The 21,859-nt window shown below is 56.2% G+C and carries 17 protein-coding genes; 13 read left to right on the forward strand and 4 right to left on the reverse strand.

What is annotated here, in order from left to right; all coding sequences use genetic code 11:
- Nucleotides 1-12: 12 nt before the first annotated feature.
- Nucleotides 13-798, reverse strand: coding sequence for an AraC family transcriptional regulator (locus FQB27_RS09875; protein WP_169560850.1), 786 nt, complete (start codon nucleotides 796-798; stop codon nucleotides 13-15).
- Nucleotides 799-936: 138 nt separating this feature from the next.
- Between FQB27_RS09875 and FQB27_RS09880 the strand changes: the two genes are divergently transcribed.
- Both FQB27_RS09880 and FQB27_RS09885 read left to right on the forward strand, forming a co-directional pair.
- Entirely contained in the window at nucleotides 937-2,190 is a 1,254-nt protein-coding gene (locus FQB27_RS09880) for an NAD(P)/FAD-dependent oxidoreductase (protein ID WP_169560851.1), read from the forward strand.
- A gap of 86 nt (nucleotides 2,191-2,276) precedes the next feature.
- The gene (locus FQB27_RS09885; RefSeq protein WP_169560852.1) at nucleotides 2,277-3,551 is read left to right on the forward strand and encodes a glycerate kinase type-2 family protein; all 1,275 of its coding nucleotides are present in this window, start codon (nucleotides 2,277-2,279) and stop codon (nucleotides 3,549-3,551) included.
- A 93-nt stretch (nucleotides 3,552-3,644) separates the two neighbouring features.
- On the opposite strand, the gene FQB27_RS09890 is transcribed toward FQB27_RS09885, so the two are convergent.
- From FQB27_RS09890 to FQB27_RS09900, 3 genes are all read right to left on the reverse strand, one after another.
- Nucleotides 3,645-5,414: a methyl-accepting chemotaxis protein gene (locus FQB27_RS09890; RefSeq protein ID WP_169560853.1), complete on the reverse strand. Its 1,770-nt coding sequence runs from the start codon at nucleotides 5,412-5,414 to the stop codon at nucleotides 3,645-3,647.
- 23 nt (nucleotides 5,415-5,437) lie between these two features.
- A complete protein-coding gene (locus tag FQB27_RS09895) occupies nucleotides 5,438-6,052 on the reverse strand; it encodes a hypothetical protein (protein WP_206374503.1) in 615 nt (204 codons plus the stop codon).
- Nucleotides 6,053-6,168: 116 nt separating this feature from the next.
- Entirely contained in the window at nucleotides 6,169-6,738 is a 570-nt protein-coding gene (locus FQB27_RS09900; protein WP_169560854.1) for a helix-turn-helix domain-containing protein, read from the reverse strand.
- A gap of 92 nt (nucleotides 6,739-6,830) precedes the next feature.
- Between FQB27_RS09900 and tdh the strand changes: the two genes are divergently transcribed.
- The 11 genes from tdh (at nucleotide 6,831) to FQB27_RS09955 (ending at nucleotide 21,856) form a co-directional block, all read left to right on the forward strand.
- On the forward strand, nucleotides 6,831-7,916 hold the full coding sequence (gene tdh / locus FQB27_RS09905) for an L-threonine 3-dehydrogenase (RefSeq protein WP_169560855.1): 1,086 nt from the start codon (nucleotides 6,831-6,833) through the stop codon (nucleotides 7,914-7,916).
- On the forward strand, nucleotides 7,913-9,097 hold the full coding sequence (locus tag FQB27_RS09910) for a glycine C-acetyltransferase (protein WP_169560856.1): 1,185 nt from the start codon (nucleotides 7,913-7,915) through the stop codon (nucleotides 9,095-9,097). Before tdh ends, FQB27_RS09910 begins: the two co-directional genes overlap by 4 nt.
- Before the next feature lie 288 nt (nucleotides 9,098-9,385).
- Nucleotides 9,386-11,320 carry a serine protein kinase gene (locus FQB27_RS09915; protein WP_169560857.1) on the forward strand — a complete coding sequence of 645 codons (1,935 nt, stop codon included), beginning with the start codon at nucleotides 9,386-9,388 and terminating at the stop codon, nucleotides 11,318-11,320.
- Nucleotides 11,321-11,333: 13 nt separating this feature from the next.
- A complete protein-coding gene (locus tag FQB27_RS09920; RefSeq protein WP_169560858.1) occupies nucleotides 11,334-12,596 on the forward strand; it encodes a YeaH/YhbH family protein in 1,263 nt (420 codons plus the stop codon).
- 15 nt (nucleotides 12,597-12,611) lie between these two features.
- Nucleotides 12,612-14,075 (forward strand): SpoVR family protein, encoded by a 1,464-nt coding sequence (locus FQB27_RS09925; RefSeq protein WP_169560859.1) that lies wholly within the window; start codon nucleotides 12,612-12,614, stop codon nucleotides 14,073-14,075.
- Nucleotides 14,076-14,269: 194 nt separating this feature from the next.
- Nucleotides 14,270-15,736, forward strand: coding sequence for a betaine-aldehyde dehydrogenase (betB, locus tag FQB27_RS09930; RefSeq protein ID WP_169560860.1), 1,467 nt, complete (start codon nucleotides 14,270-14,272; stop codon nucleotides 15,734-15,736).
- Between the two features lie 158 nt (nucleotides 15,737-15,894).
- Complete coding sequence (locus FQB27_RS09935) at nucleotides 15,895-16,797, forward strand: DMT family transporter (protein WP_169560861.1); 903 nt, start codon at nucleotides 15,895-15,897, stop codon at nucleotides 16,795-16,797.
- A gap of 164 nt (nucleotides 16,798-16,961) precedes the next feature.
- The gene (gene argE / locus FQB27_RS09940; RefSeq protein ID WP_206374505.1) at nucleotides 16,962-18,128 is read left to right on the forward strand and encodes an acetylornithine deacetylase; all 1,167 of its coding nucleotides are present in this window, start codon (nucleotides 16,962-16,964) and stop codon (nucleotides 18,126-18,128) included.
- A 149-nt stretch (nucleotides 18,129-18,277) separates the two neighbouring features.
- Entirely contained in the window at nucleotides 18,278-19,876 is a 1,599-nt protein-coding gene (locus FQB27_RS09945) for an ABC transporter substrate-binding protein (RefSeq protein WP_169560862.1), read from the forward strand.
- 73 nt (nucleotides 19,877-19,949) lie between these two features.
- Nucleotides 19,950-20,921: an ABC transporter permease gene (locus FQB27_RS09950; RefSeq protein WP_169560863.1), complete on the forward strand. Its 972-nt coding sequence runs from the start codon at nucleotides 19,950-19,952 to the stop codon at nucleotides 20,919-20,921.
- 5 nt (nucleotides 20,922-20,926) lie between these two features.
- Nucleotides 20,927-21,856: an ABC transporter permease gene (locus FQB27_RS09955; protein ID WP_169560864.1), complete on the forward strand. Its 930-nt coding sequence runs from the start codon at nucleotides 20,927-20,929 to the stop codon at nucleotides 21,854-21,856.
- Nucleotides 21,857-21,859 lie beyond the last annotated feature (3 nt).

Consider the following 21,859-nt stretch of genomic DNA (forward strand, 5'->3'; position numbering starts at 1 on the left):
TTATTTTACATTTTAATTCTCGTTTATAAAGTATTTTGATGGGGTGACGCCCATCATTTGCTTGAACATGGAAATGAAGGCGCTGATGCTGTCATATCCCATTTCAAGGGCAACGCTGGTGACCGACTGACCGGAGGCCAGCAATTCAACGGCCACCATCAACCTGTGCTGTTGTCGCCATTTACCGAAGGTCAGGCCGGTTTCGCGCTTGAACAGGCGGGCCAGATTGCGCTCGCTCAGACCGATATCCTGCGCCAGAGCGGCAAGGGTCCGGGGGTCGGCCGGGTTGTTCATGAAGATATTGGTGATCTTCCGCAATCGCTGATCCGAGGGCATGGGCAACAGAAGCGGGGCTGAGCGGGCGATACAGACCTGATCGAACATCACCTCCATCAGGCGGCTTTCCGGTGTGTCGGGGGTATAGTCCCGGGGGATGTTTTCAGCGGAGGCAATGAGTTCCTTGAGCAGCGGGTTCACCTGCAGCACACGGCAGGTGGACGGCATGCGGGCGCATTTTTCCGCGGCCACATGGATAACCAGAAACTTCACGTCCCGGTTGCTGTAGATGCCGTGATCCGTATTGGCCGGTATCCAGAGAACCCGTTCCGGGGGCACCAGCCATCTGCCTTCATCTGTTGAGGCGAGAACGACCCCCCGGACCGTATAGACAAGCTGTCCCCATTCATGGCGGTGGGGAATGATTTCCCGTTCCTCGACCAGATCATAGACCTTGAGGGCGATCGGTCGGTGCAGAAAATCGGACAGGTCGTATTTTATCGGTAGTTGATTTTCGTTCATATTTCATTTTCCCAATATAATACGCTACAGTCGTGTGAGGCGAACACCAAGAGAAAAATTACCCGTGGCTCCGGTACGGGTGAGGGGCAACGCCGGAGGGAAAAGGGTACAGGGGGACGAGCCCGGATGCAAAAGGGATTGAACAGTAGGACAGGTCGTGACGTCGTGGTTGTGGGCGCCGGGATTATCGGGGTCTGCACGGCCTATGCCTTGCAGCGGCAGGGAATGTCGGTTCGCCTTGTCGACCGAAAGGGGCCTTGCGCGGGCGCGTCCTTTGGCAATTCCGGGGCGGTGGTGGATGGCAGCAGTGTTCCCAATGCCATGCCCGGCCTTTGGAAGACGGTGCCGAAGATGCTTCTGGACCCTACCGGGCCGCTGGTGCTGCGCTGGAAGTATCTGCCCGAGATCGCCCCGTGGCTGTTCCGCTTCCTGATGGAGGGGCGAAAAGACAAGGTTCGGCACAATGCCACCAGCCTGAAAGCCCTGACCGATACCGCCGCTGCGGATTGGGAAGAGCTGGCGCAGGATGCCGGGGTGCAGGACCTGATCCGTCCCGTGGGCTGGCTCAAGGTTTATGAAACCGAGGCAGGCTTTCGGGACACAGTGGCGGCCCGGATGCTGATGCGAGAGGTCGGAACGGATTTTGACGTGCTGACAGCTCCCGAAATTCACGATCTGGAGCCTAACCTTGCCCCGCTTTTCAGCCGGGGAATTTTCCAGAAGCAGGCCCGTTTTGTGATCAACCCGGAGGACATGGTCCTGCGGCTGGCAGAGGCGTTCCGCCAAGAGGGCGGCGAGATCATTCTTTCCGATATCAGGTCCCTGACAGCCAAGCCGGGCAAGGTCACCCTGAACGGGTCCGCTGGAACCCTGACGGCAGAGGCCGCCGTTCTGGCAGCGGGGGCATGGTCCGAACGACTGGCCCGCCAATTGGGGGACCGGATCCCCCTTGAGACCGAGCGCGGATATCATCTGATGTTCCCGGAGCAGGCGGCGGGGCTGTTGACCCGCCCGGTCGTTTACGGCGAGAAATCTTTTGTGCTGTCCCCCATGAAGATGGGGATCCGGCTGGGAAGTCAGGTGGAATTTGCCGGTCTGGAAGGGGAGGCTGATTTCCGGCGTGTCCGCAAGCTGGTTCCGTTGGCCCGAAAAATGCTGCCGGCCCTCGCAGGGGATGAGCAATCCGTCTGGCTGGGTTATCGACCGTCGCTGCCGGATTCGCTGCCGGTGATCAGTCCGTCAACACGGCACGGGAATGTTGTTTATGCGTTCGGGCACCAGCATCTGGGCCTGACATTGGGGCCGACAAGCGCCCGTCTGGTCTGCGATCTGCTAATGGGGGCAGAGCCGCCCATTCCCTTATGGCCGTACCGGGCAAACCGTTTTACCTGATCAGGTTTGTGGTGGGATGCTGACGGAGGCCTTGATGTGAGGGCGGGGCCTTTTCTATACTTGCCAAAAAGCACTCCGGAGGCAGCATGTCCCTTGATCCCGAAAAATTTCTGCGCGGCCTTTTTGACGAGGCTGTCAGGGCCGCAGCACCCGCCCGGTGTCTGGCCGCCCATTTGCCGCCAGCTCCAAAGGGGCGGACCATCGTGATCGGGGCGGGCAAGGCGGCAGCTTCCATGGCCAAGGTGGTCGAGGATCATTGGCGTGGACCTCTGGAGGGGCTGGTGATCACCCGATACGGCCACGGGGAGCCGCTGGAGCATATCCGTCTGGTGGAGGCCGGGCATCCCGTCCCGGACGCGGAAGGGGCGCGGGCGGCAGAAGCCATTCTGGACCTTGTGTCCGATCTGGATGCGGATGATCTTGTGCTGTGTCTTTTCTCCGGTGGGGGATCGTCCCTGCTGGCCATGCCGGGGCCGGGGATCACGTTGCAGGACAAGCAGAAAATCAACAAGGCGTTGCTGATGTCGGGTGCCAGTATCGGCGAAATGAATACGGTGCGGAAGAAACTGTCTGCGTTGAAAGGCGGCCGTCTGGCGGTCGCGGCGTGGCCTGCCCGTGTCGTGACCCTGATGATTTCCGATGTGCCGGGCGATGATCCGTCGGTCATTGCGTCGGGACCAACGGTGCCGGACCTGACCTCGGTTGCGGAGGCGCGGGACATTCTGGCCCGCTATGGCATTGATGTGCCGCTGTCGGTTGCCGCCTTTCTGGAGAGCGAGGCCGCCATCCCGCCCAAGGCCGATCATCCGGCCTTTGCCGCGGCAGAGACCCATGTCATTGCCACCCCGCAGGCCTCCTTGCAGGCCGCCGCTGATCTTGCCCGGTCTCAAGGGATTGAGCCGGTTATTCTGGGCGACCGCATTGAAGGCGAGGCACGCGAGGTTGCCCGTGTCATGGCAGGCATTGCCCGGCAGGTTCGGGAGCATGGACAACCGGCCCAAAGACCCGCCGTCCTGATTTCAGGCGGGGAAACAACCGTGACCGTGAAAGCGTCCGGGGCTTCCACGGGCCGGGGCGGGCGGAATGCTGAATTCCTGCTGGCCTTTGCGCTGGCCATGGCGGGAGAGGATGCGATATACGCGCTTGCCGCCGATACGGACGGTATTGATGGCACAGAAGACAATGCCGGCGCCGTCTATAGTCCGGCAACACTGGCCCGGGCGAAGGGCCTGTCCCTTGAGGCCGCAGAGTATCTGGCCCGTCATGATGCTTATGGGTTTTTCCAGCGGTTGGGCGGGCTTGTGATGACCGGTCCCACCCGCACCAATGTCAATGATTTCCGGGCCATTCTGGTTCTGTAGACGGGGTGTGTGGTTCTGAAGGAGTGGTTTGCGCTCATAAAAAAAGCGCCGATACAGGGAAGTATCGGCGCTTTTTAATGGGATAGTTTGTAACTAGACCGCCTTGACGTTATCCAGGAAGGTGCGGATATCGTCCCGCAGGGTCTCGTTATTGCGGTTGAGGTGGTTGACCGCCTCTTTCTGGTTGTCCGCCCGGTTCAGCGTATCGCTGGCGGCCTGGGCAACCTTCTGCACCATCAGGGCTACCTGATTGGCGCTGTCAGCGGCATTTTCCACGTTCTTTGCAATTTCGCCGGTGGCGGCACCCTGTTCCTCGACGGCACTGGCCACAATGGTGGTCAGTTCATCGATTTTCTTGATGATGTCACCAACCCCGGTCACCGCTGTGGCGGCTTCCTTGGTTTCGGACTGGACCTCGGTAATCTTCTTGCTGATTTCTTCGGTTGCCTTGCTGGTCTGGGTGGCGAGGCTTTTCACCTCGTTGGCGACCACGGCAAAGCCTTTCCCGGCTTCACCGGCCCGGGCGGACTCAATGGTGGCGTTCAGGGCCAGCAGGTTGGTCTGGTTGGCGATGTCACTGATAATCTCGACCACCTGACCGATGGCGATGGCCGCTTCGTTCAGGGCGGTTACCCGCTCGTTGGTGGTATTGATCTCGTTCACGGCCGTTCTTGAAACATCGGCTGCCTGTACCATCTGGCGAGAGATTTCCTCGATGGAGGATGTCAGTTCCGTTGTGGCGGCAGAGACAGAGTTGATGTTTTCGTTGGTCGCGCCGATATTCCGGGAGGCCTCGTCGGACAGACGCCGGGTTTCGGTAGCGTTGTTGGACATGGTGTCGGCAGAGGCCGCAACCTCGCGGACAGATTCCAGAACAATGTTCAGGCCTTGTGACATCTTGCCGTCAAAGTCATGGGTCAGGCCGTTCATGGTGTCATGACGCTGCCGTTCCCTCTGCTGCTCTTCCAGCTCTTTTTCGCGCATTTGCTGCTGTTCGATTTCCTTCTGTTTCAGGTCACCGATCAGGCCTTCCATTTCTTTCTGCTTTTCTTTTTCGCGCTCTTGCATGTTGCGCTGCTCGATGGCGTTTTCGCGGAAAATCTCGACCGCACGGGCCATGGCGCCAATTTCATCCTTGCGGGTTGCGCCCCTGATTTCGAAATCAAGCTTGCCATTGGCAAGTTCGCTCATGCGATCAGTCATGCGACCGATGGGGCCGGCGATAGCCTTGGTCAGGGCAAAGCCGAAGAAGACGGCAATGATGATCAGAGCGGCCAGTGAAACGATGATGGTCGTGGTCACCTTGGCTGTTGCAGCCTGCTTTTGCTCCATCGTTTGCCGGGAAATGTTCGCGAGCTCGGTTTCAATGATGGTTGCCACCCCATTGAATTTCGCGACAACCTCTGACGGCTGTCCGGACGCGGCGATGGCGCGGGCCTGATTAACGGTCAGGTAATTGCGCATCAGGCGGATCTGTTCGGTGGCGAAGCGCTCCTGCCACTCTGTATGGTGGGCGGAGAGTTTCTTGATCAGTGCTGTCGCGGCATCGTTGCTCTTGACCCGTTCCAGCAGGACCTGATACTGGGCCGTGAGTTTTTTGTCAGCCTCTTCATACTGAACAAGGCCTGTACGATCGCCGGTCAGCAGATAGTGATACAGTCCCTGACGCTGGCTCAGGAAGGACTGTTTGTAATCGAAATAGGCCTGCCCTGTTTTTTGCGCCGCGCTGCTGCGAAGTTCGGCATCGTCGATCTCTTTCAGGGAGATAAACGAGAAGACCGCCATGATGAGGGTGACAATGACCAGAACTGAAAACCCGAGAGTCAGTTTTCTGGCAATTTTCATATTGTTCAGAAAATTCATTTCATTTTACCTTGGAAAGGGGTTCAGTTGGCATCGTTGCGCCGGGCAAGTTCGGTCAGGTTATATTCCACCGTGATTGCACCGATCGGGCGGTTGTTCGTGTCGGAAATGGTCAGGTTAACCTGTGCCCGCCAAGAGGCCGTAGCCTCGTTATATTCCGCTTCATCAATGAAGATGGCACCGTGTCCCTTGGGAAAGGTCTTCTGGAACTTGGCTTCGTCGCCCTGCCAGAAATCCGACGTGATCCCGCTTTGCCCCACATTCAGGCCGTTGGCGTCCATTACGAACATTTCCGTGTACAGACCGCCGGAACCTGCCTGAATTTGGGTCAGGTAGTTCGACAGCGGGTTGCTGAGGATGTTGGCGATCAGCGGCTGGTCATCCTGTTTGGTTTCCTGGCGCCACTGTTTATCCAGCCTGTCAATGTCCGCTTCTGAAAGGGCGGAATATTTTTTGTTCTGTGCTTCAATGATAAGGGGAACAACCGGGTTTCCAAGCCATTCCCGGATGTCATTTATAATCTGGTTGTCAATAAGAGTGGTAGAGGGCGCTGCGGTCGTTGCATGGGCGCCTGGTACATTCCCGACAAGTGCGATGGACGCGGCCAGTACACTCGCAGTTACAAGTTGTCGAAACATAGAGTTTCCCCTGTTACGCGGATTTATTTAATCGTCTCGACGGTACGGGGATTTGCTTAATCAAATGTAAACGGGAATGGCGGTTTTATGCGGCCTATGACGTATTAATGAATGGTCTAGGTCCCTAGTATTACGACCAGAAGCGCCCGCGCATTCTCACCCGATCTGTTTTCGATGGAATGAGGGCGGTCTGCAGCATATCGGGCGGTTTCCCCCTTTTTGACAATCCCTGATTCGTCTCCGCTCAGAACATATAATTCCCCGTCCAGAACGGTCAAATGCTCCATGGTGCGCGGGGCGTGGGGCTGGGAATTGACACGGCCGCCCGGTTCAATATTGAGCTGGTACCATTCCGTATTGTTTACCAGTTCGGCAGGTCCCAGAACCGTCAGGGTATAATGACCGTCCGGGTCGTGCAAAACCGGTATGGAGGAGCCGCCCTCGATGATCAGGCTGTGCTCGGCTTCCTCGCCGCGGATCAGGTCGTCAATGGTTTGACCCAAGGCCTCCGCCAGTCGCCAGACAATGGCAAGGGTGGGATTGGTCTCGTTCCGCTCTATCTGGGATAACATGGATTTTGAAACCCCGCATAAGGACGCAAGCTGGTCCAGCGTCAGTTGCTTTTCCTTGCGAAGGCGGTTGATGGTTTTGCCGACAGAGGGCGGAGTGAGGGCGTTTTGAGTCATTTTTCCTATTGACGGGATAAAAATCCAATATATTGTACAAATCGTTAAGTCCAGTATATCGGATATTTTTCCATTTTCCAGAGGAAAACATCATGTTCACCATTGCCAAAGCCAAACCAGAACGCGGTATCTGGTTTTCAGAACAGCCCCCCTTGCCTGCACCGGGCCGGGGCATGGTCATGGTGGATGTGGTCATGGCCGGAATTTGCGGAACCGATTTTCATATCTTCAAGTGGGATGCGTGGTCGGCGGGCCGGATCAGAACCCCCATGACCATCGGGCACGAATTCGTTGGCCGGATCAGCGCAATTGGCGAGGATGTGGAAGGCTTCACCATTGGCGAGCGGGTCTCGGCGGAATGCCATATTGCCTGCGGGGCTTGCGCCCATTGCCGAACGGGCAACGCCCATATCTGCGAAAAGACCGAGATTATCGGGGTGGACCGGCCCGGCGCCTTCGCCGAGCAGGTGATTATCCCGGCCGGGAACCTGTGGAAGGTGCCGGATGCCATCCCGGATCATCATGCGGCCGTGTTCGATCCGGTTGGTAACGCCATGCATATGGTGACGACGGCGGGGGTAACCGCCCGCGATGTGCTGATTGTTGGCGGTGGACCCATTGGCCTGTTTGCGGCGGCCATTGCCAAGGCCCATGGCGCGCGCAGTGTTTCCCTGCAGGAGCCCAATCAGGCCCGCGGCGCCATTGCCGCCAGTCTGGGATTGGACCTTGTTGTCAGTCCGCGGGATGAAAACTGTAAATCCAGTATCGTGGAAATTTGTCAGGGCCGGGGCCCCGATGTGGTGCTGGAGGTAAGCGGTAACGGCAAGGCGCTGGATACGGCGCTGGAAATTGCGTCGCCGGGTGCGGTGGTCGCGTTGCTGGGTATTCCGGGCGGTCCGGTTGAACTGGACCTTGGGGTCAAGGTGGTCATGAAGGGGATCAGTCTGCTGGGTGTCACTGGGCGGCGGATGTTTGAAACCTGGTATCAGGTGGAGGCCTTCATGCTGAAAAACCCGGACCTGATCGATACGGTCGTCACCCATATTCTGTCCGCAGAGGACTTCGAGACAGGGTTCAGACTGATGGAGGAAGGGGCCTGCGGTAAGGTTGTTCTGGATTTTGCAGGCAAAAAGACAAAGAAGATAGAGAAGATAGAGAAGGCGGGGAAAGCGTCATGAGCAAGGCATTGTTGAAACGGTTAGGGGCGGCGCTGGAAACAGCAGAAGCCGAGGGCACCTACAAGCACTTCCGGTATATCAAGGGGGCCATTGGCTCCCATATCGATCTGGAAGGGAAGGGGGATGTGACGCTTTTATCCTCCAACGACTATCTTGGCTTTGCCAATCACCCGGAGATTGTCGCCGCCGCCCATCAGGCGCTGGATACCTACGGGGCCAGTACGGCGTCGGTCCGGTTCATCTGCGGAACACAGAGTGTTCACCGGGAGTTGGAGGAGGCGCTGGCCTCTTTTCACGGAACGGAGGCGGCACTGACCTATTCGTCCTGCTGGGCGGCCAATACAGGACTGTTCCCGGCCATTACCGGCCCCGGTGATGTTATCCTGTCCGATGCCCTGAACCATGCCAGCCTGATTGATGGCATTCGGGCGACCGCGAAAGGGGTTGTCCGGCAGGTCTATGCGCATGGGGATCTGGTCGATCTGGAAGAAAAGCTGAAGGCGGCACGGGAGGCCCCCTCCCGGATGATTGTGACCGATGGGGTCTTTTCCATGGAAGGGGATATTGCACCGCTGGACCGTCTGTGTGATCTGGCGGATCAGTATGATGCGCTGGTGGTGCTGGATGACTCCCACGGCCTTGGGGTTCTGGGAAAGACCGGGCGCGGTACTGCGGAACATTTCGGGGTTCTGGACCGGATCGATATTTTTACAGGGACCCTTGGCAAGGCGCTGGGGGCGGGAACCGGCGGATTTGTGGCGGGCCCCCGGGCGGTGACGGAAACCCTGATCCAGCAATCCCGTCCGCATCTGTTTTCGAATGCCCTGCCGCCCTGTGTTGCTGCGGCTGGGGTCAAGTCTCTTGACCTGCTGTTGGCCCATCCGGAGCGGGTGGCCGGCTTGCAGGAAAAGGCGGCCTGGTTCCGGGGCTACCTGAAAGACCTTGGGCTTCAGCCTCTGGCCGGTGAAAGTGCGGTTGTCCCGGTGATCGTTGGCGAAACGGTAAGGGCCATCCATCTGGCCAACGCCATGCTGGAACAGGGCGTATTCGTGACCGGGTTTGGTTTCCCCGTTGTCCCCGAAGGTGAGGCCCGCTTGCGGTTTCAGGTTTCTGCTGCCCACGATATTGCACAGCTTGAACAGGCCGGAGCAGCCCTGAAATCCCTGATGGGGAACAGTTGATTACATCTGGATATATTCCGAAAATATGACGAGCCGTACAATCTGCAGGTGCGGCTCGTTTCTTTTGAGTCCCCCCCTATGTCCCCCGCCCGGAGGGACAAATTCATTTGATAATTTTTATAATATTTAAATATCCCTTTTGAATCAATTCATTAGGCTTTCAAAACAAATGAGGGGCATTATTCGCTTTACTTGATTTTTATCTTATATATCCCACCTTCAAAGTAGAAGAGTAAGGAGTTCTCAGAGGTTATGAGGCAGGGCTATTTTCAAGTTAGGGTGAAATAGATGACCAGAAAGCGTGATGATTTCCAGGATATTATACGAAAAGATCAGGCGGAAAGAAAAAACCAGACCTGGCGCGGTACGTTTTTGGATTACCTGGAACTTGTACGGGAAAACCCGGAGATTTATTCTCTGGCGCACAACCATATGTACAAGGTTATTTCCGATGCCGGTATGGCGTCCGTTGACGAACTTGACGACGGGGCCAGAAGCCTGAAACTTTGGGGGGACCACCCGCCCAAGGTCTATAATTTCTTCAAGGATGAATTCTTCGGTATTGAACCTGCCCTTGAAAAGATTGTGCGGTATTTTCAGGCCGCTGCGATGAAGGGTGAGGAGAGCCGACAGGTTCTTTATCTGATGGGGCCGGTGGGGGCCGGTAAAAGTTCCATTTCGGAATTGCTGAAGAAACGCCTTGCCGAGGCACCGCCCATCTATTCCATCGAGGGCTGTCCAATCCGGGAAGAACCCCTCCACCTGATCCCGCGATCCTTGCGCGAGAAATTCAATGAAATGCTGGAAGTCACCATCGAAGGGGAACTCTGCCCTGTTTGCCGGTATCGGCTGGAGCATGAGTTCGATGGCCGGTATGAAGAATTTCCCGTCTGCACAACCACCTTCTCCGTTGTTAACCGGCGGGGGGTTGCGGTGGTTCCGCCGGTCGACCCCAACAATCAGGACACATCGGTCCTGATCGGGTCCGAGGATATTTCCAAACTTGACCAGTATTCAGAAGGGGACCCACGGGTTCTGGACTTGAACGGGGCCTTCAATGCGGGCAACCGGGGACTGGTTGAGTTTATCGAGGTATTCAAGAATGAAACCGAATACCTGCATTCCATCATTACGGCGACACAGGAAAAATTCGTCCCGGCACCGGGGCGGCACGGGACCATTTATGTGGACTGCGTGATCCTTGCTCATTCCAACGAGGCGGAATGGCGGCGGTTCAAGGCCGATCATACCAACGAGGCCATTCTGGATCGTATCGTGACGGTAAAGGTTCCCTATAACCTGCGCCTGAAGGAAGAGGTCAAGATTTACGAGAAGATGCTGGGCCGGTCCGGTTTCAAGTCCCATATCGCCCCGCATACCCTTGAGATCGCCGCCATGTTCGCGGTCATGAGCCGGCTGGAGAAATCCGCCAAATGTGACGTGACGACCAAAATGCGTCTCTATAACGGGGAAGACGTGATCGAAAAGGGACGGACCAAGAAGATCGATATTGAGGAGTTGAAGGAGGATGCCACCTTTGAAGGAATGAGCGGCATTTCCCCGAGATTTATCATGAAGGCGATTGATACGGCCCTGACCGACAGCCCGGAGGGGATAACCCCCATCCATATCCGGGATGTGATGATCCGCATGGTCAAGGATACGGAATTTGCCGACGATGTGCGCAAGCATTATCTGGAACTGCTGCAGGACACCATTCACAAGGCGTATCTGGAAATTCTGGAAAAGGAAATCACCAAGGCCTTCGTCTATGCCTATGAAGAGCAGGCGGAAACACTATTCCAGAACTATCTGGACCATGCCGAGGCCTATGTGAACAAAACCACCCTGAAGGACCGGAATTCCCGGGATGACATGCAGCCGGACGAAAACTTCCTCAAGAATATCGAGGAGCAGATCGCCATTATCGGCTCATCAGTAGACGGTTTCCGGCAAGAGGTGATTTCGTATCTCTGGGCGGTGGGCCGCCGCGGCAAGAAGGTGAATTACAAGAGTTACGAGCCGCTGAAAGAGGCGATCGAAAAGAAACTGATGGAATCCGTTCGGGATATCAGCCGGATCATTACAAAGGCCCGGACCCGCGACGAGGAACAGCAGGAGAAATTCGGAACGCTGGTCGAGAATATGCTGGACCGTGGCTATAACGAGTATTCCGCAGATGTGGTTCTGAAATACGCGGCCAATCATCTTTGGAAGGACTAGGAGGGAGGGAGCCATGGGCGCAGTTTTTCGTCCCTATTCCCCGTCTGACAGTCTTCAATCCGACCGCACCTCGGGGGATCGCCAGCGGCACCGCGAAAAACTTCGCGAGGCGCTGAAGCGTAATATTGCGGATGTGATTTCCGAACAGTCCATCATCGGGCGGGGGCCGGACAGTATCGTCAAGGTCCCCATTCGCGGCATCAAGGAATACCGGTTCGTTTATGGTTCCAACAATCCGCAGGTGGCCCAGGGCAATGGGGACAGCGAGCCGGGCCAGATTGTCGGCAAGACCCGCCAGCAGGGAAAAAGCGGGGATGGCAAGGCCGGGAACCAGCCGGGCGAGGATTATTACGAGACAGATGTCACCCTTGAGGAACTGGTGGAAATCATGTTCGAGGATCTGGAACTGCCGGACCTTGAAAGCAAACCCCTGCGCCAGATCGAGTCGGACTATACTCACAAGCGCAGCGGGACCAAGCAGGTTGGCATTCGGGCCCATCTGGACAAGAAAAAGACGGCCAAGAACCGGATCAAGCGACGCTTTGTGCATGAGAAGATTGAACGGGCCCGGCAACAGGATGCCGCCCCGTTGACCCCCGAGCCGCCGCCCGTGCCAGCGGACGAGCAGGAGGAGGCCCGCTTCCCCTTTTCCCAGCGGGATTTCCGATATCACCGGCACAAGCCGGATATCCGCTATGAAAGTAACGCGGTGGTGATCTGTATCATGGATACATCCGGGTCCATGAATGTGATGAAGAAATATCTGGCCCGCAGTTTCTTTTTCCTGCTGTACCAGTTTGTCCGGTTGAAATACCGCCATACGGAACTGGTCTTCATCGCCCATGACACCCGCGCCCGCGAGGTGAACGAGGATGATTTCTTTCACCGCGGCGAATCCGGCGGCACCATGATTTCCTCCGGCTATCAGAAGGCGCTGGACATCATTCGAAGCCGGTATGACCCCAGCCTCTGGAATGTGTATGCCTTTCATTGTTCGGACGGCGACAATTTTCAGGAGGATATCCCGAAGACACTGAAACTGGCGCAGGAGTTGTGCCAGTGCTGCAATCTGTTCGGATATGGGGAAATCAAGCCGGCGGGCGGTGTCTCGTGGGGGACGCCCATGCTGAAATATTTTGACGAAATCAATGAACCCAATTTCGAGACGCTGGGGATTTCGTCGAAGGCCGACGTTTGGCCGAAATTCAAGGCCTTCCTGTCTCGGGACAAGCAGACGCCGGCTTATACGGGGAATATTTTCGATCCGACCGGATAACAGAGGAAGCAGACAATGGGTCGCAGCTACACACTTGACGATTTGCAGAAATGGGAAGCACGGATTTATGAGAAGGTTCAGGAATTTGGCCTGAAATGCTATCCGCAGGAATTCGAGATTTGCGATCATGTGCAGATGCTGGGCATGATGACCTATAGTGGTATGCCCTCCCACTATCCACACTGGTCCTATGGCAAGTCGTTTGAGCGTCTGAAGACCCTGTATGATTATGGGGTGCAGGGGATCCCTTATGAAATGGTCATCAACAGCGATCCGTGTATTGCCGGGCTGATGCGGGACAATTCCCTGTGTCTGCAAATCCTGACCATGGCCCATGTGTATGGGCATAACGACTTTTTCCGTAACAATTTTACCTTTGACCATACGCAGGCCAGCACCGTCATTACCCGGTTCAAGTCCCATGCGGACCGCATCCGAAGCTATGTTGAGGACCCGTCGATCGGGCAGGACGGGGTGGAACGTGTGCTGGATGCGGCCCACGCGTTGTCACTGCAATGTCGTCGCAATCAGGCGATCCGGCGTCTGGGGCGGGCCGAACAGATCGACCGCCTGCTGGCCGAGGCGGAAAGTGACCGGCGGGACAGGGTTGCGCTGGGACAGAAAACGGCAAACGGGCCGGCGGCAGAGCATCCCGATATTCACAAATTCCCGCTGGAGCCGGAGGAAAATATCCTGTTGTTCATTCGGGATTTCAATCCGCGCCTCACGGAATGGGAGAAGGACCTGCTGACCATCGTGCATGAACAGGCCCTTTATTTCCAGCCGCAGATCGAGACCAAGATCATCAATGAAGGCTGGGCCTGTTACTGGCACCGCGAGATCATGAACAGCCTTGATCTGCCGTCTGACATTCATATGGAATTTCTGGTCCGGCACAATCAGGTGGTTCGGCCCATTCCGGGCGATATCAATCCGTATAATATCGGGTTGGCCCTGTGGGATCGGATCGAGGAAAAGGAACTGGGCGAGGCGCGCAATCACAGCGAGGACCGGCAAACACCGGATATCCGCAAGAAAATGTTCGAAATTCGTGAAGTGGATCGGGACACATCCTTTATCCGGCGGTTCATGGACCGCGAAACCATGGAGCGGCTGGACCTGTTCGAGGCCGCGCCCCAGCATGGGGATTGGGTCATATCCAAGGTCGCGGACGAGGAAAACTGGCGGTCCGTGCGGGATATGTTGATCCAGTCTGTGGGCTTGGGCGGGATACCCCGGATTGCGGTTACGGACGGGGATGTAGACGGGGCCCGGACCCTGCTGCTGACCCATGAATTCGATGGCCGCGAGTTGGAGGCGAAATACGCGGAAAAAACACTGGAGCATGTCTATCAGTTGTGGGGCCGCAAGGTGATGCTGGAAACCCGCATGAATGATAACGAAACAACCTATTCCTTTGACGATAGCGGCCTGTCCATCACCGCCGAATTCGGTGAGGCGCAATATCCTTCTTTCTAGGGTCTTACCCTTTCCTCCAGGGGGGCGAATTCTTCTACCCGTGGCGAAATGGGCCTAGAGAATGTCGCCCCCCCGACAGTTTCTGTCGCCATTCCCCGTTAGGGTCCTGTTCAATCTGGCCGGATTGTGCCTTTTGGTGATGCAAAGGGGCAATCGGAATGGCCGCATGTATGGGTTCTGCCAAAGGAAAGATCATGACCTCAACACCTGAGCTGCCGCTTTTTATCGGGGGACGGGCCACGCCCTCTGCGTCGCAGGACCGGTTTGCAAATATCAACCCCGCCACGGGCGAGGTGCTGGCGATGGTTCATGAGGCCGACAAGCGCGATGTCGATGCCGCCGTTGTCGCTGCACAAGCAGGATTTCGGGAATGGTCGGCCTTGCCGGGGATGGCACGGGGACGGGTGTTGCTGCGGGCCGCGGCCCTCATGCGGGAGCGCCGAGACGAACTGGCCGAAACCGAGGTGAGGGATACGGGAAAGCCCATTTCAGAAACCCCGTTTGCCGATGTGGACAGTGCCATTGATGCGCTGGAATTTTATGGCGGGCTTGCGGCGGATATCAAGGGGGATCATCTGGATCTTGGCAGTACGGCCTTTGCCTATACCCGCCGGGAGCCGCTTGGCGTTTGTGTCGGGATCGGGGCGTGGAACTATCCGCTTCAGATCGCAGCGTGGAAATCAGCGCCGGCACTGGCTACCGGCAATGCCATGATTTTCAAGCCGTCAGAACTGACGCCCACCAATGCCATGAAACTGGCCGAGATTTACCAGCAGGCAGGATTGCCGGACGGGGTCTTCAATGTGGTGCATGGCCGGAGCGAGACGGGGCATCTTCTGGCGTCCCATCCGGGGGTGAACAAGATTTCCTTTACCGGATCGGTTCCCACCGGGCGCAAGGTGTTCGGGGATGCTGCGGCCGGTCTGAAACAGGCAACGCTGGAACTTGGTGGGAAATCGCCGCTCATCATTTTCAGTGATGCCCAATTGAGTAATGCCGTCTCCGCCGCCATGAATGCCAATTTCTACAGCATGGGCGAGGTTTGCTCCAACGGAACGCGAGTTTTCGTGCACGAGGATTTACACGCGGATTTCATGGCCCTGCTGAAAGCCCGGACAGAGGCCATGACCATCGGGGACCCCATGGACCCGACAACCCGTGTGGGGCCATTGATCAGCAAGGCGCACCGGGATCGGGTTCTGGAATATGTCCGCCTCGGGATTGAGGAAGGGGCCTATCTTGTCACGGGCGGCGAGCCTGTAAATGTTCCGGGGTTTGAGGACGGGAACTTCGTGTCCCCGGCGATTTTTGATGCCTGTCAGGATGACATGCGCATCTGTAAAGAGGAAATCTTCGGGCCGGTCATGTCGGTCCTGACCTTCCGCGAGGAGGAAGAGGTGGTTGAGCGCGCAAACGCAACCGAGTTCGGGCTGGCCGCCGGGGTTTTTACCCAGAACCTGACGCTGGCCCACCGGGTCGTGGCGCGCCTGCAGGCCGGTAGTTGCTGGATCAACAACTACAATCTGACCCCTGCGGGTGTTCCTTTCGGCGGGATCAGGCAATCGGGGATTGGCCGGGAAAATTGCCGCGAGACGCTGGACCATTTCACACAGGTGAAAAGTGTCTATGTGGAGCTTGGGGATGTGGAATGTGATTACTGATCCCGGTTGCTGTCAGGGGGGGCAGCGGCCCCTTGAAAGGGGCGCGGCGGTGCGCCCGTTTGAAGAAGGCGGGCCGAACCTGTCCTGTGGGCACCAATTGACAGGTCCGTAAAAAAGCCGTCTTATCTTGTCTTTAAAAACAAAAAGAAGGCAAGTGGATGGAAGCCTGGATCCTGATTACGATTTTCGCGGCCTTTTTCCAGAATGTCCGAACAGCAATTCAAAAATACCTGAAAGACCGCCTCAGTACTGGCGGCGCGACCTATGTTCGATTTCTGTATGGCTTTCCCTTTGCGGTGATCTATGTGGCGGTCCTGCATTGGGGGTGGGGGTATGACCTTCCGCCGCTCAACTGGACCTTCGCCGGATATGTGGTGCTGGGGGGATTGGCGCAAATTTTGGGGACCGCGCTGCTGGTGGCGCTGTTCAGTCTGCGGAATTTTGCCGTTGGCACAACTTACTCCAAGACGGAAACGGTACAGGCCGCCCTGTTTGGCATTGTGTTGCTCGGGGATTCCCTCAGTTGGTCGGCGGTGGTGGCCATTGCGATCAGCATGGTGGGGATTTTGCTGATCTCCATGTCGGGCGGGCGGCTTACCGTCCGTGAGTTTTTTCTGGCCTGGACCGGGAAATCAGCCATTCTGGGTATTCTGTCCGGTGGCCTTTTCGGGGTGTGCGCTGTGGCCTACCGGGCGGCTTCCCTGTCGCTGGAAAGTGACATGCTGGTTGTGGCCGCGGCCGTATCAATCGTCTGTGTTCTGGCGTTCCAGTCCCTTGTCATGACCCTTTATATTTCGCTGGTGGAGCCGAACCAGCTTCGAAAGGTTGCGCGGGCGTGGCGTCCGGCCACCATGGTGGGGGCGGCCAGTCTGCTGGGGTCCATTGGCTGGTTCACAGCGATGGCGTGGCAGAACGCGGCCTATGTTCGGGCGGTCGGCCAGATCGAATTGGTGTTTACCTTCATGATCTCGATCTTCTATTTCAAGGAAAAGACCACCCGCCTTGAGGCCATGGGCGTCCTGCTGGTGGTCGGGGGCATTCTGGTCTTTGTCCTGAAATAACCCGAAAGGGCGTTAAAACAACCGGGATGAGCCGGTGTTCAGTTTGATTGTGGCGAATTTTGATCGAATTTTTTACATTTTTGTGAAAGCCGGTCTTTCCCTAATTTTTGCTCTGGTATAGAGTCCGGAAAGTAATTTGGCTTCAAACAAAATGGGAGTGTGAAGTGGCTTCTACTTACACGCCGGTAGAAATGATCGCGAAACTGGTCGGATTTGACACGGTTTCCCGGAATTCCAATCTGGACCTGATCGATTTTGTCGCGGACTATCTGGCAGAATATGGTGTGTCCTCGACCAAGGTCTATAACGATGACGGGACCAAGGCCAACCTGTTTGCAACTGTTGGTCCAAATGTGGAAGGCGGTATCGTCCTGTCCGGACATACGGATGTTGTGCCTGTTGATGGTCAGCCGTGGGACACGGACCCGTTTGAAGTGGTTGAGAAGGATGGCAAGCTGTACGGCCGGGGCACCGCCGACATGAAAAGCTTTTCCGCCATCGCCCTGTCCATGGTCCCGGAAATGCTGGAAAAAGGCATCAAGAAGCCGATCCATTTTGCCCTGTCCTATGACGAGGAAGTGGGCTGCCTCGGTTCGCCCCGCCTGATCGAGTATCTGGCGAAAGAGGCCGCAAAGCCGCGTGCCGTCATCGTTGGCGAGCCGACCATGATGGACATCGTGACCGCCCACAAGGGGATTGTTGGCCTGCGGACCAAGGTTACGGGCCGCGAAGCCCATTCCAGTCTGGTTGAGGACGGCGTCAGTGCCGTCATGACCGCCACCCGTCTGGTCAATTTCATTGCCGACATGATGGCCGAGAACAAGGCCAAGATGGACCCGGACAACCCCTATGCACCGGCGCCGGGCTACACCACCCTTCATGTGGGGGTGATCAATGGCGGTACGGCCATGAACATCATTTCCCGCGAATGTGAATTCCTGTGGGATATCCGCTATATCGCCGAAGATGATCCGCAGGACTTCATCGACCGGTTCAACCGGTATGTGGAGGAAGAAATCCTGCCAGCCATGAAGGCGGTTGCACCGGAAGCGGATATCGTAACTGAAATTCGCTCCTCCACCCCGGCCCTTGGGCAGGAAGAGGACGGCGAGGCAGAAATGCTGTGCAAATCCCTGACCGGAAAGAACAATACGTCGTCTGTGGCTTATGCTGCCGAGGCGGGACAGTTCCAGGAGGCCGGTTTCTCAACGGTTATTTGCGGTCCGGGATCCATCGGGATCGCGCACCAACCGAACGAGTTTATCGAGGTCGATCAGGTTCGCCAGTCAGAGGCATTTATCCGCAAACTGATCGTTAAACTGGCGGGCTGATCCGGCAGGACAACTTGTATGGACAGGATATTGTTGTTTGTTTAATGTCCAAAATAGGATTGCGCCCAAAGATAAAAAGGTTCGGGCGCAATGACTTTCCCCTTTGGGGCACCGTTTTTGATGCAAATATTTAGTTTAAGGGAGACACCATGAAATTGCGTCACGGACTGATGGCCGCCGTCGCTGCAGCAGCAATTGCTGTTGCCGCGCCAGTCGCCAAAGCTGAAACTTTCAAGTATGCCTTTCAGGGCAGCTTGAGTTCACTTGACCCGCATTCACTGAACGAGACTTTCCTGCTCGGAACGCTGGGTAACATCTATGAAGGTCTGGTCATTTATGACGAGAACCTGACAGTGACCCCGGGTCTGGCTGAATCCTGGGAAATCGTCGAGCCGACAAAATGGAAATTCAACCTGCGTAAAGGCGTGAAATTCCACAACGGTAACGACTTCACAGCCGAAGACGTTGTCTTCTCATGGCAGCGTGCGCTGTCTGAAGGGTCTGACCAGAAGGTCCGTGCCGCCAAGATCAAGAATATCGAGGTCGTTGACGATCACACGATCATTATTGAAACACCGGCTCCGAACCCGATCCTGACGTCCGACCTGTATTTTGTCTACATGATGGACAAAACATGGTCCGAGGAAAACAACACCACAGAGGCAACAAGCCCGTCTGCGGACACCACAGGCAACTTCGCCAACCTGAACGCCAACGGTACCGGTCCGTTCAAGGTAACCGAGCATAAAGCCGACGTGAAAACCACGTTCGAGCGTCATGCCGATTACTGGGGCAACATGAAATCCAATGTGACACGCATTGAATTCACACCCATCAAGGAAGCCGCAACCCGTGTTGCTGCGCTGATCTCTGGTGAGCTGGATCTGGTTTACCCGGTTCCGGTACAGGACTGGCAGCGTCTTGACGATGCGGCTGGCGTAAAGTCACTGGCAGGTCCGGAAGCCCGGACAATCTTCCTGGGTATGGATCAGGGCCGTGATGAGCTGCTCTACTCCAACATCAAGGGCAAGAACCCGTTCAAGGATATTCGTGTCCGTCAGGCCATGGCGCACGGCATCAACCTTGAAGCCATCAAACAGAAAGTCATGCGCGGTGCGTCTACACCGGCTGGCCTGATGGTTGCCCCGCAGATCAACGGCTTTGTCGCTGAACTGAACACTCCTTATGCCTATGACCCGAAGAAATCCAAGGAACTGCTGGCGGAAGCCGGTTACCCGGATGGGTTTGAGGTGACTCTCGACTGCCCGAACAACCGTTACGTCAATGACGAGAAAATCTGTCAGGCCGTTGTTTCCATGCTGGCAAAAGTCGGCGTCAAGGTAGACCTGCTGGCTCAGCCGAAATCCAAGTATTTCGGTAAAATCCTGGCCACCGGCGGTTTCGACACCAGCTTCTACATGCTGGGCTGGACACCGGGCACCGTGGACAGTGAAAACGCCATGTCTTCCCTGCTGGCTTGTCAGAACGCAGAAACCAAGGTTGGCCTGTTTAACCTCGGCAACTACTGCAACCCGCGTGTTGACGAGCTGACCGCCAAGGTTGGTTCTGAAACCGATCAGGATGCGCGTAATGCGATGATCAAGGAAGCCTTCCAGATCGTCAAGGACGAGGTCGGTTACCTGCCGATCCATCAGCAGCCGCTGTCTTGGGGCGTGCGTGATGGCGTCTCTGTCGTACAACGTGCAGACAACATTCTGGACTTCCGGAATGTGGTTGTCGGCAAGTAAGGCAATTCGGAATACAGGGCCTGCACATCGCAGGCCCTGTTTATTTTTATCTTAGCGAAAACTAAATTTAGCCATGGTTTCATTTTTGTTTAAGCGACTGCTGCAATCATTCGTTGTGATGATTACGGTTGCGCTGATCGCATTTTCCATGTTCCGCTTCGTCGGCGACCCGATCAACAACATGGTTGGTCAGGACACCACACAGCAGGAACGGGAAGAACTGCGCGAAAAACTTGGTTTGAACGATCCTTTCCTTGTCCAGTTCGGTCGTTTTACGCTGAACGCCGCGCAAGGGGATTTCGGGCTCTCCTATAAATACCGGGTCCCTGTTAGCGAAATGATTTTCGAGCGGATGCCTGCCACGCTGGAACTGGCGTTTGTTTCGGCCATTATTGCCCTGTTCTTCGGAATTCCGCTGGGGGTATATACGGCGCTGAAACGCAAGGGCATACTCTCCAAGTTCATCATGACCATGTCTTTGGTCGGGGTGTCCCTGCCTACATTCCTGACCGGTATTCTTTTGATCCTTTTGTTTGGCGTGATGTTGCGCTGGCTGCCCACCTTCGGTCGCGGTGACGTGATTGAAATCGGGAGCTGGACAACGGGCTTCCTGACCGTTTCCGGTCTGAAATCCCTGATCCTGCCCTCCATTACTCTGGCCCTGTTCCAGTTGACCCTGATCATGCGTCTTGTCCGGGCTGAAATGCTGGAAGTTCTGCGGACCGACTTCGTCAAGTTTGCGAAGGCTCGCGGTCTGCCGGACCGTGCGGTGCATTTCAAGCACGCGCTCAAGAACACACTGGTGCCGGTGATCACGATTACAGGCCTGCAGCTTGGCTCGCTGATTGCCTTTGCCATCATTACGGAAAGTGTTTTCCAGTGGCCGGGAATGGGACTGATGTTCATTCAGGCAATTTCTGACGTGGATATCCCCGTGATGGCAGCCTATCTCGTGCTGATCGCTTTCTTCTTTGTTGTAATCAATATGATCGTGGACCTTCTTTACTATGCCGTTGATCCACGCCTGAGGGCTGATAACGAGTAAGATCCATGGAAAAAACTATCGAAAAAACACGTTTTGAACGTTTCCTTGACAGCGATGTCTGGCACAGTTTCAAGTCCAGCCCCGTTGCCATTATCTCGTCACTGGTCACACTGATCATGATCCTTGCGGCCTTGTTCGCGCCGTATATCGCGCCTCATGATCCGTTTGATCTGGTGTCCATCGACATCATGGATTCCAACCTTCCGCCAGCCTGGCAGGAATTCGGCGAAGCCCGTTTCCTTCTGGGGACGGATGATCAGGGCCGGGATATCCTGTCCACCATCATGTATGGTGCCCGGATTTCCCTGTTTGTCGGTTTCGCATCCGTTATCTTTTCCATGGTTGTGGGGATCACGCTGGGCCTCATCAGCGGGTATGCCGGGGGGCGCGTTGATGCCTTCATCATGCGCGTTGCCGATATCCAGCTTTCTTTCCCGGCCATCCTGATCGCCCTGCTGATCGATGGTGTGGCCCGTGGTATCGTACCGAAGGAACTGCACGAGGAACTGTCCATCTATGTTCTGATCTTCGCCATCGGTATTTCCGGCTGGGTTCAGTATGCCCGGACCGTGCGTGGTTCCACGCTGGTAGAACGGAACAAGGAATATGTTCAGGCGGCCCGTGTCATCGGTATTCGTCCGGGCACAATCCTGCGGCGCCATATCCTGCCCAACGTCATGGGGCCGGTCATGGTGATTGCGACCATCCATCTGGCGATTGCCATCATCACGGAAGCGACCCTGTCCTTCCTGGGTGTCGGTGTTCCGCCGACCACGCCGTCTCTTGGCACCCTGATCCGGATCGGGAACGAGTATCTGTTCTCCGGTGAGTGGTGGATCACGATTTTCCCCGGTATCACGCTTGTCATACTGGTGCTGGCCGTAAACCTTTTGGGGGACTGGCTTCGTGATGCCCTCAACCCGAAACTGCGCTAGGGA

This window comes from Sneathiella chinensis (genome assembly GCF_012720115.1).
In the GTDB taxonomy this organism is placed as follows: Bacteria; Pseudomonadota; Alphaproteobacteria; order Sneathiellales; family Sneathiellaceae; genus Sneathiella; species Sneathiella chinensis.

Bases quoted from the DNA above. Each gene is read 5' to 3' on its own strand.
- FQB27_RS09875 (WP_169560850.1), bottom strand. From the start codon at position 798: ATGAACGAAAATCAACTACCGATAAAATACGACCTGTCCGATTTTCTG.
- FQB27_RS09885 (WP_169560852.1), top strand. From the start codon at position 2,277: ATGTCCCTTGATCCCGAAAAATTTCTGCGCGGCCTTTTTGACGAGGCT.
- FQB27_RS09890 (WP_169560853.1), bottom strand. From the start codon at position 5,414: ATGAATTTTCTGAACAATATGAAAATTGCCAGAAAACTGACTCTCGGG.
- FQB27_RS09895 (WP_206374503.1), bottom strand. From the start codon at position 6,052: ATGTTTCGACAACTTGTAACTGCGAGTGTACTGGCCGCGTCCATCGCA.
- FQB27_RS09900 (WP_169560854.1), bottom strand. From the start codon at position 6,738: ATGACTCAAAACGCCCTCACTCCGCCCTCTGTCGGCAAAACCATCAAC.
- tdh (WP_169560855.1), top strand. From the start codon at position 6,831: ATGTTCACCATTGCCAAAGCCAAACCAGAACGCGGTATCTGGTTTTCA.
- FQB27_RS09910 (WP_169560856.1), top strand. From the start codon at position 7,913: ATGAGCAAGGCATTGTTGAAACGGTTAGGGGCGGCGCTGGAAACAGCA.
- FQB27_RS09915 (WP_169560857.1), top strand. From the start codon at position 9,386: ATGACCAGAAAGCGTGATGATTTCCAGGATATTATACGAAAAGATCAG.
- FQB27_RS09920 (WP_169560858.1), top strand. From the start codon at position 11,334: ATGGGCGCAGTTTTTCGTCCCTATTCCCCGTCTGACAGTCTTCAATCC.
- FQB27_RS09925 (WP_169560859.1), top strand. From the start codon at position 12,612: ATGGGTCGCAGCTACACACTTGACGATTTGCAGAAATGGGAAGCACGG.
- betB (WP_169560860.1), top strand. From the start codon at position 14,270: ATGACCTCAACACCTGAGCTGCCGCTTTTTATCGGGGGACGGGCCACG.
- FQB27_RS09935 (WP_169560861.1), top strand. From the start codon at position 15,895: ATGGAAGCCTGGATCCTGATTACGATTTTCGCGGCCTTTTTCCAGAAT.
- FQB27_RS09945 (WP_169560862.1), top strand. From the start codon at position 18,278: ATGAAATTGCGTCACGGACTGATGGCCGCCGTCGCTGCAGCAGCAATT.
- FQB27_RS09950 (WP_169560863.1), top strand. From the start codon at position 19,950: ATGGTTTCATTTTTGTTTAAGCGACTGCTGCAATCATTCGTTGTGATG.
- FQB27_RS09955 (WP_169560864.1), top strand. From the start codon at position 20,927: ATGGAAAAAACTATCGAAAAAACACGTTTTGAACGTTTCCTTGACAGC.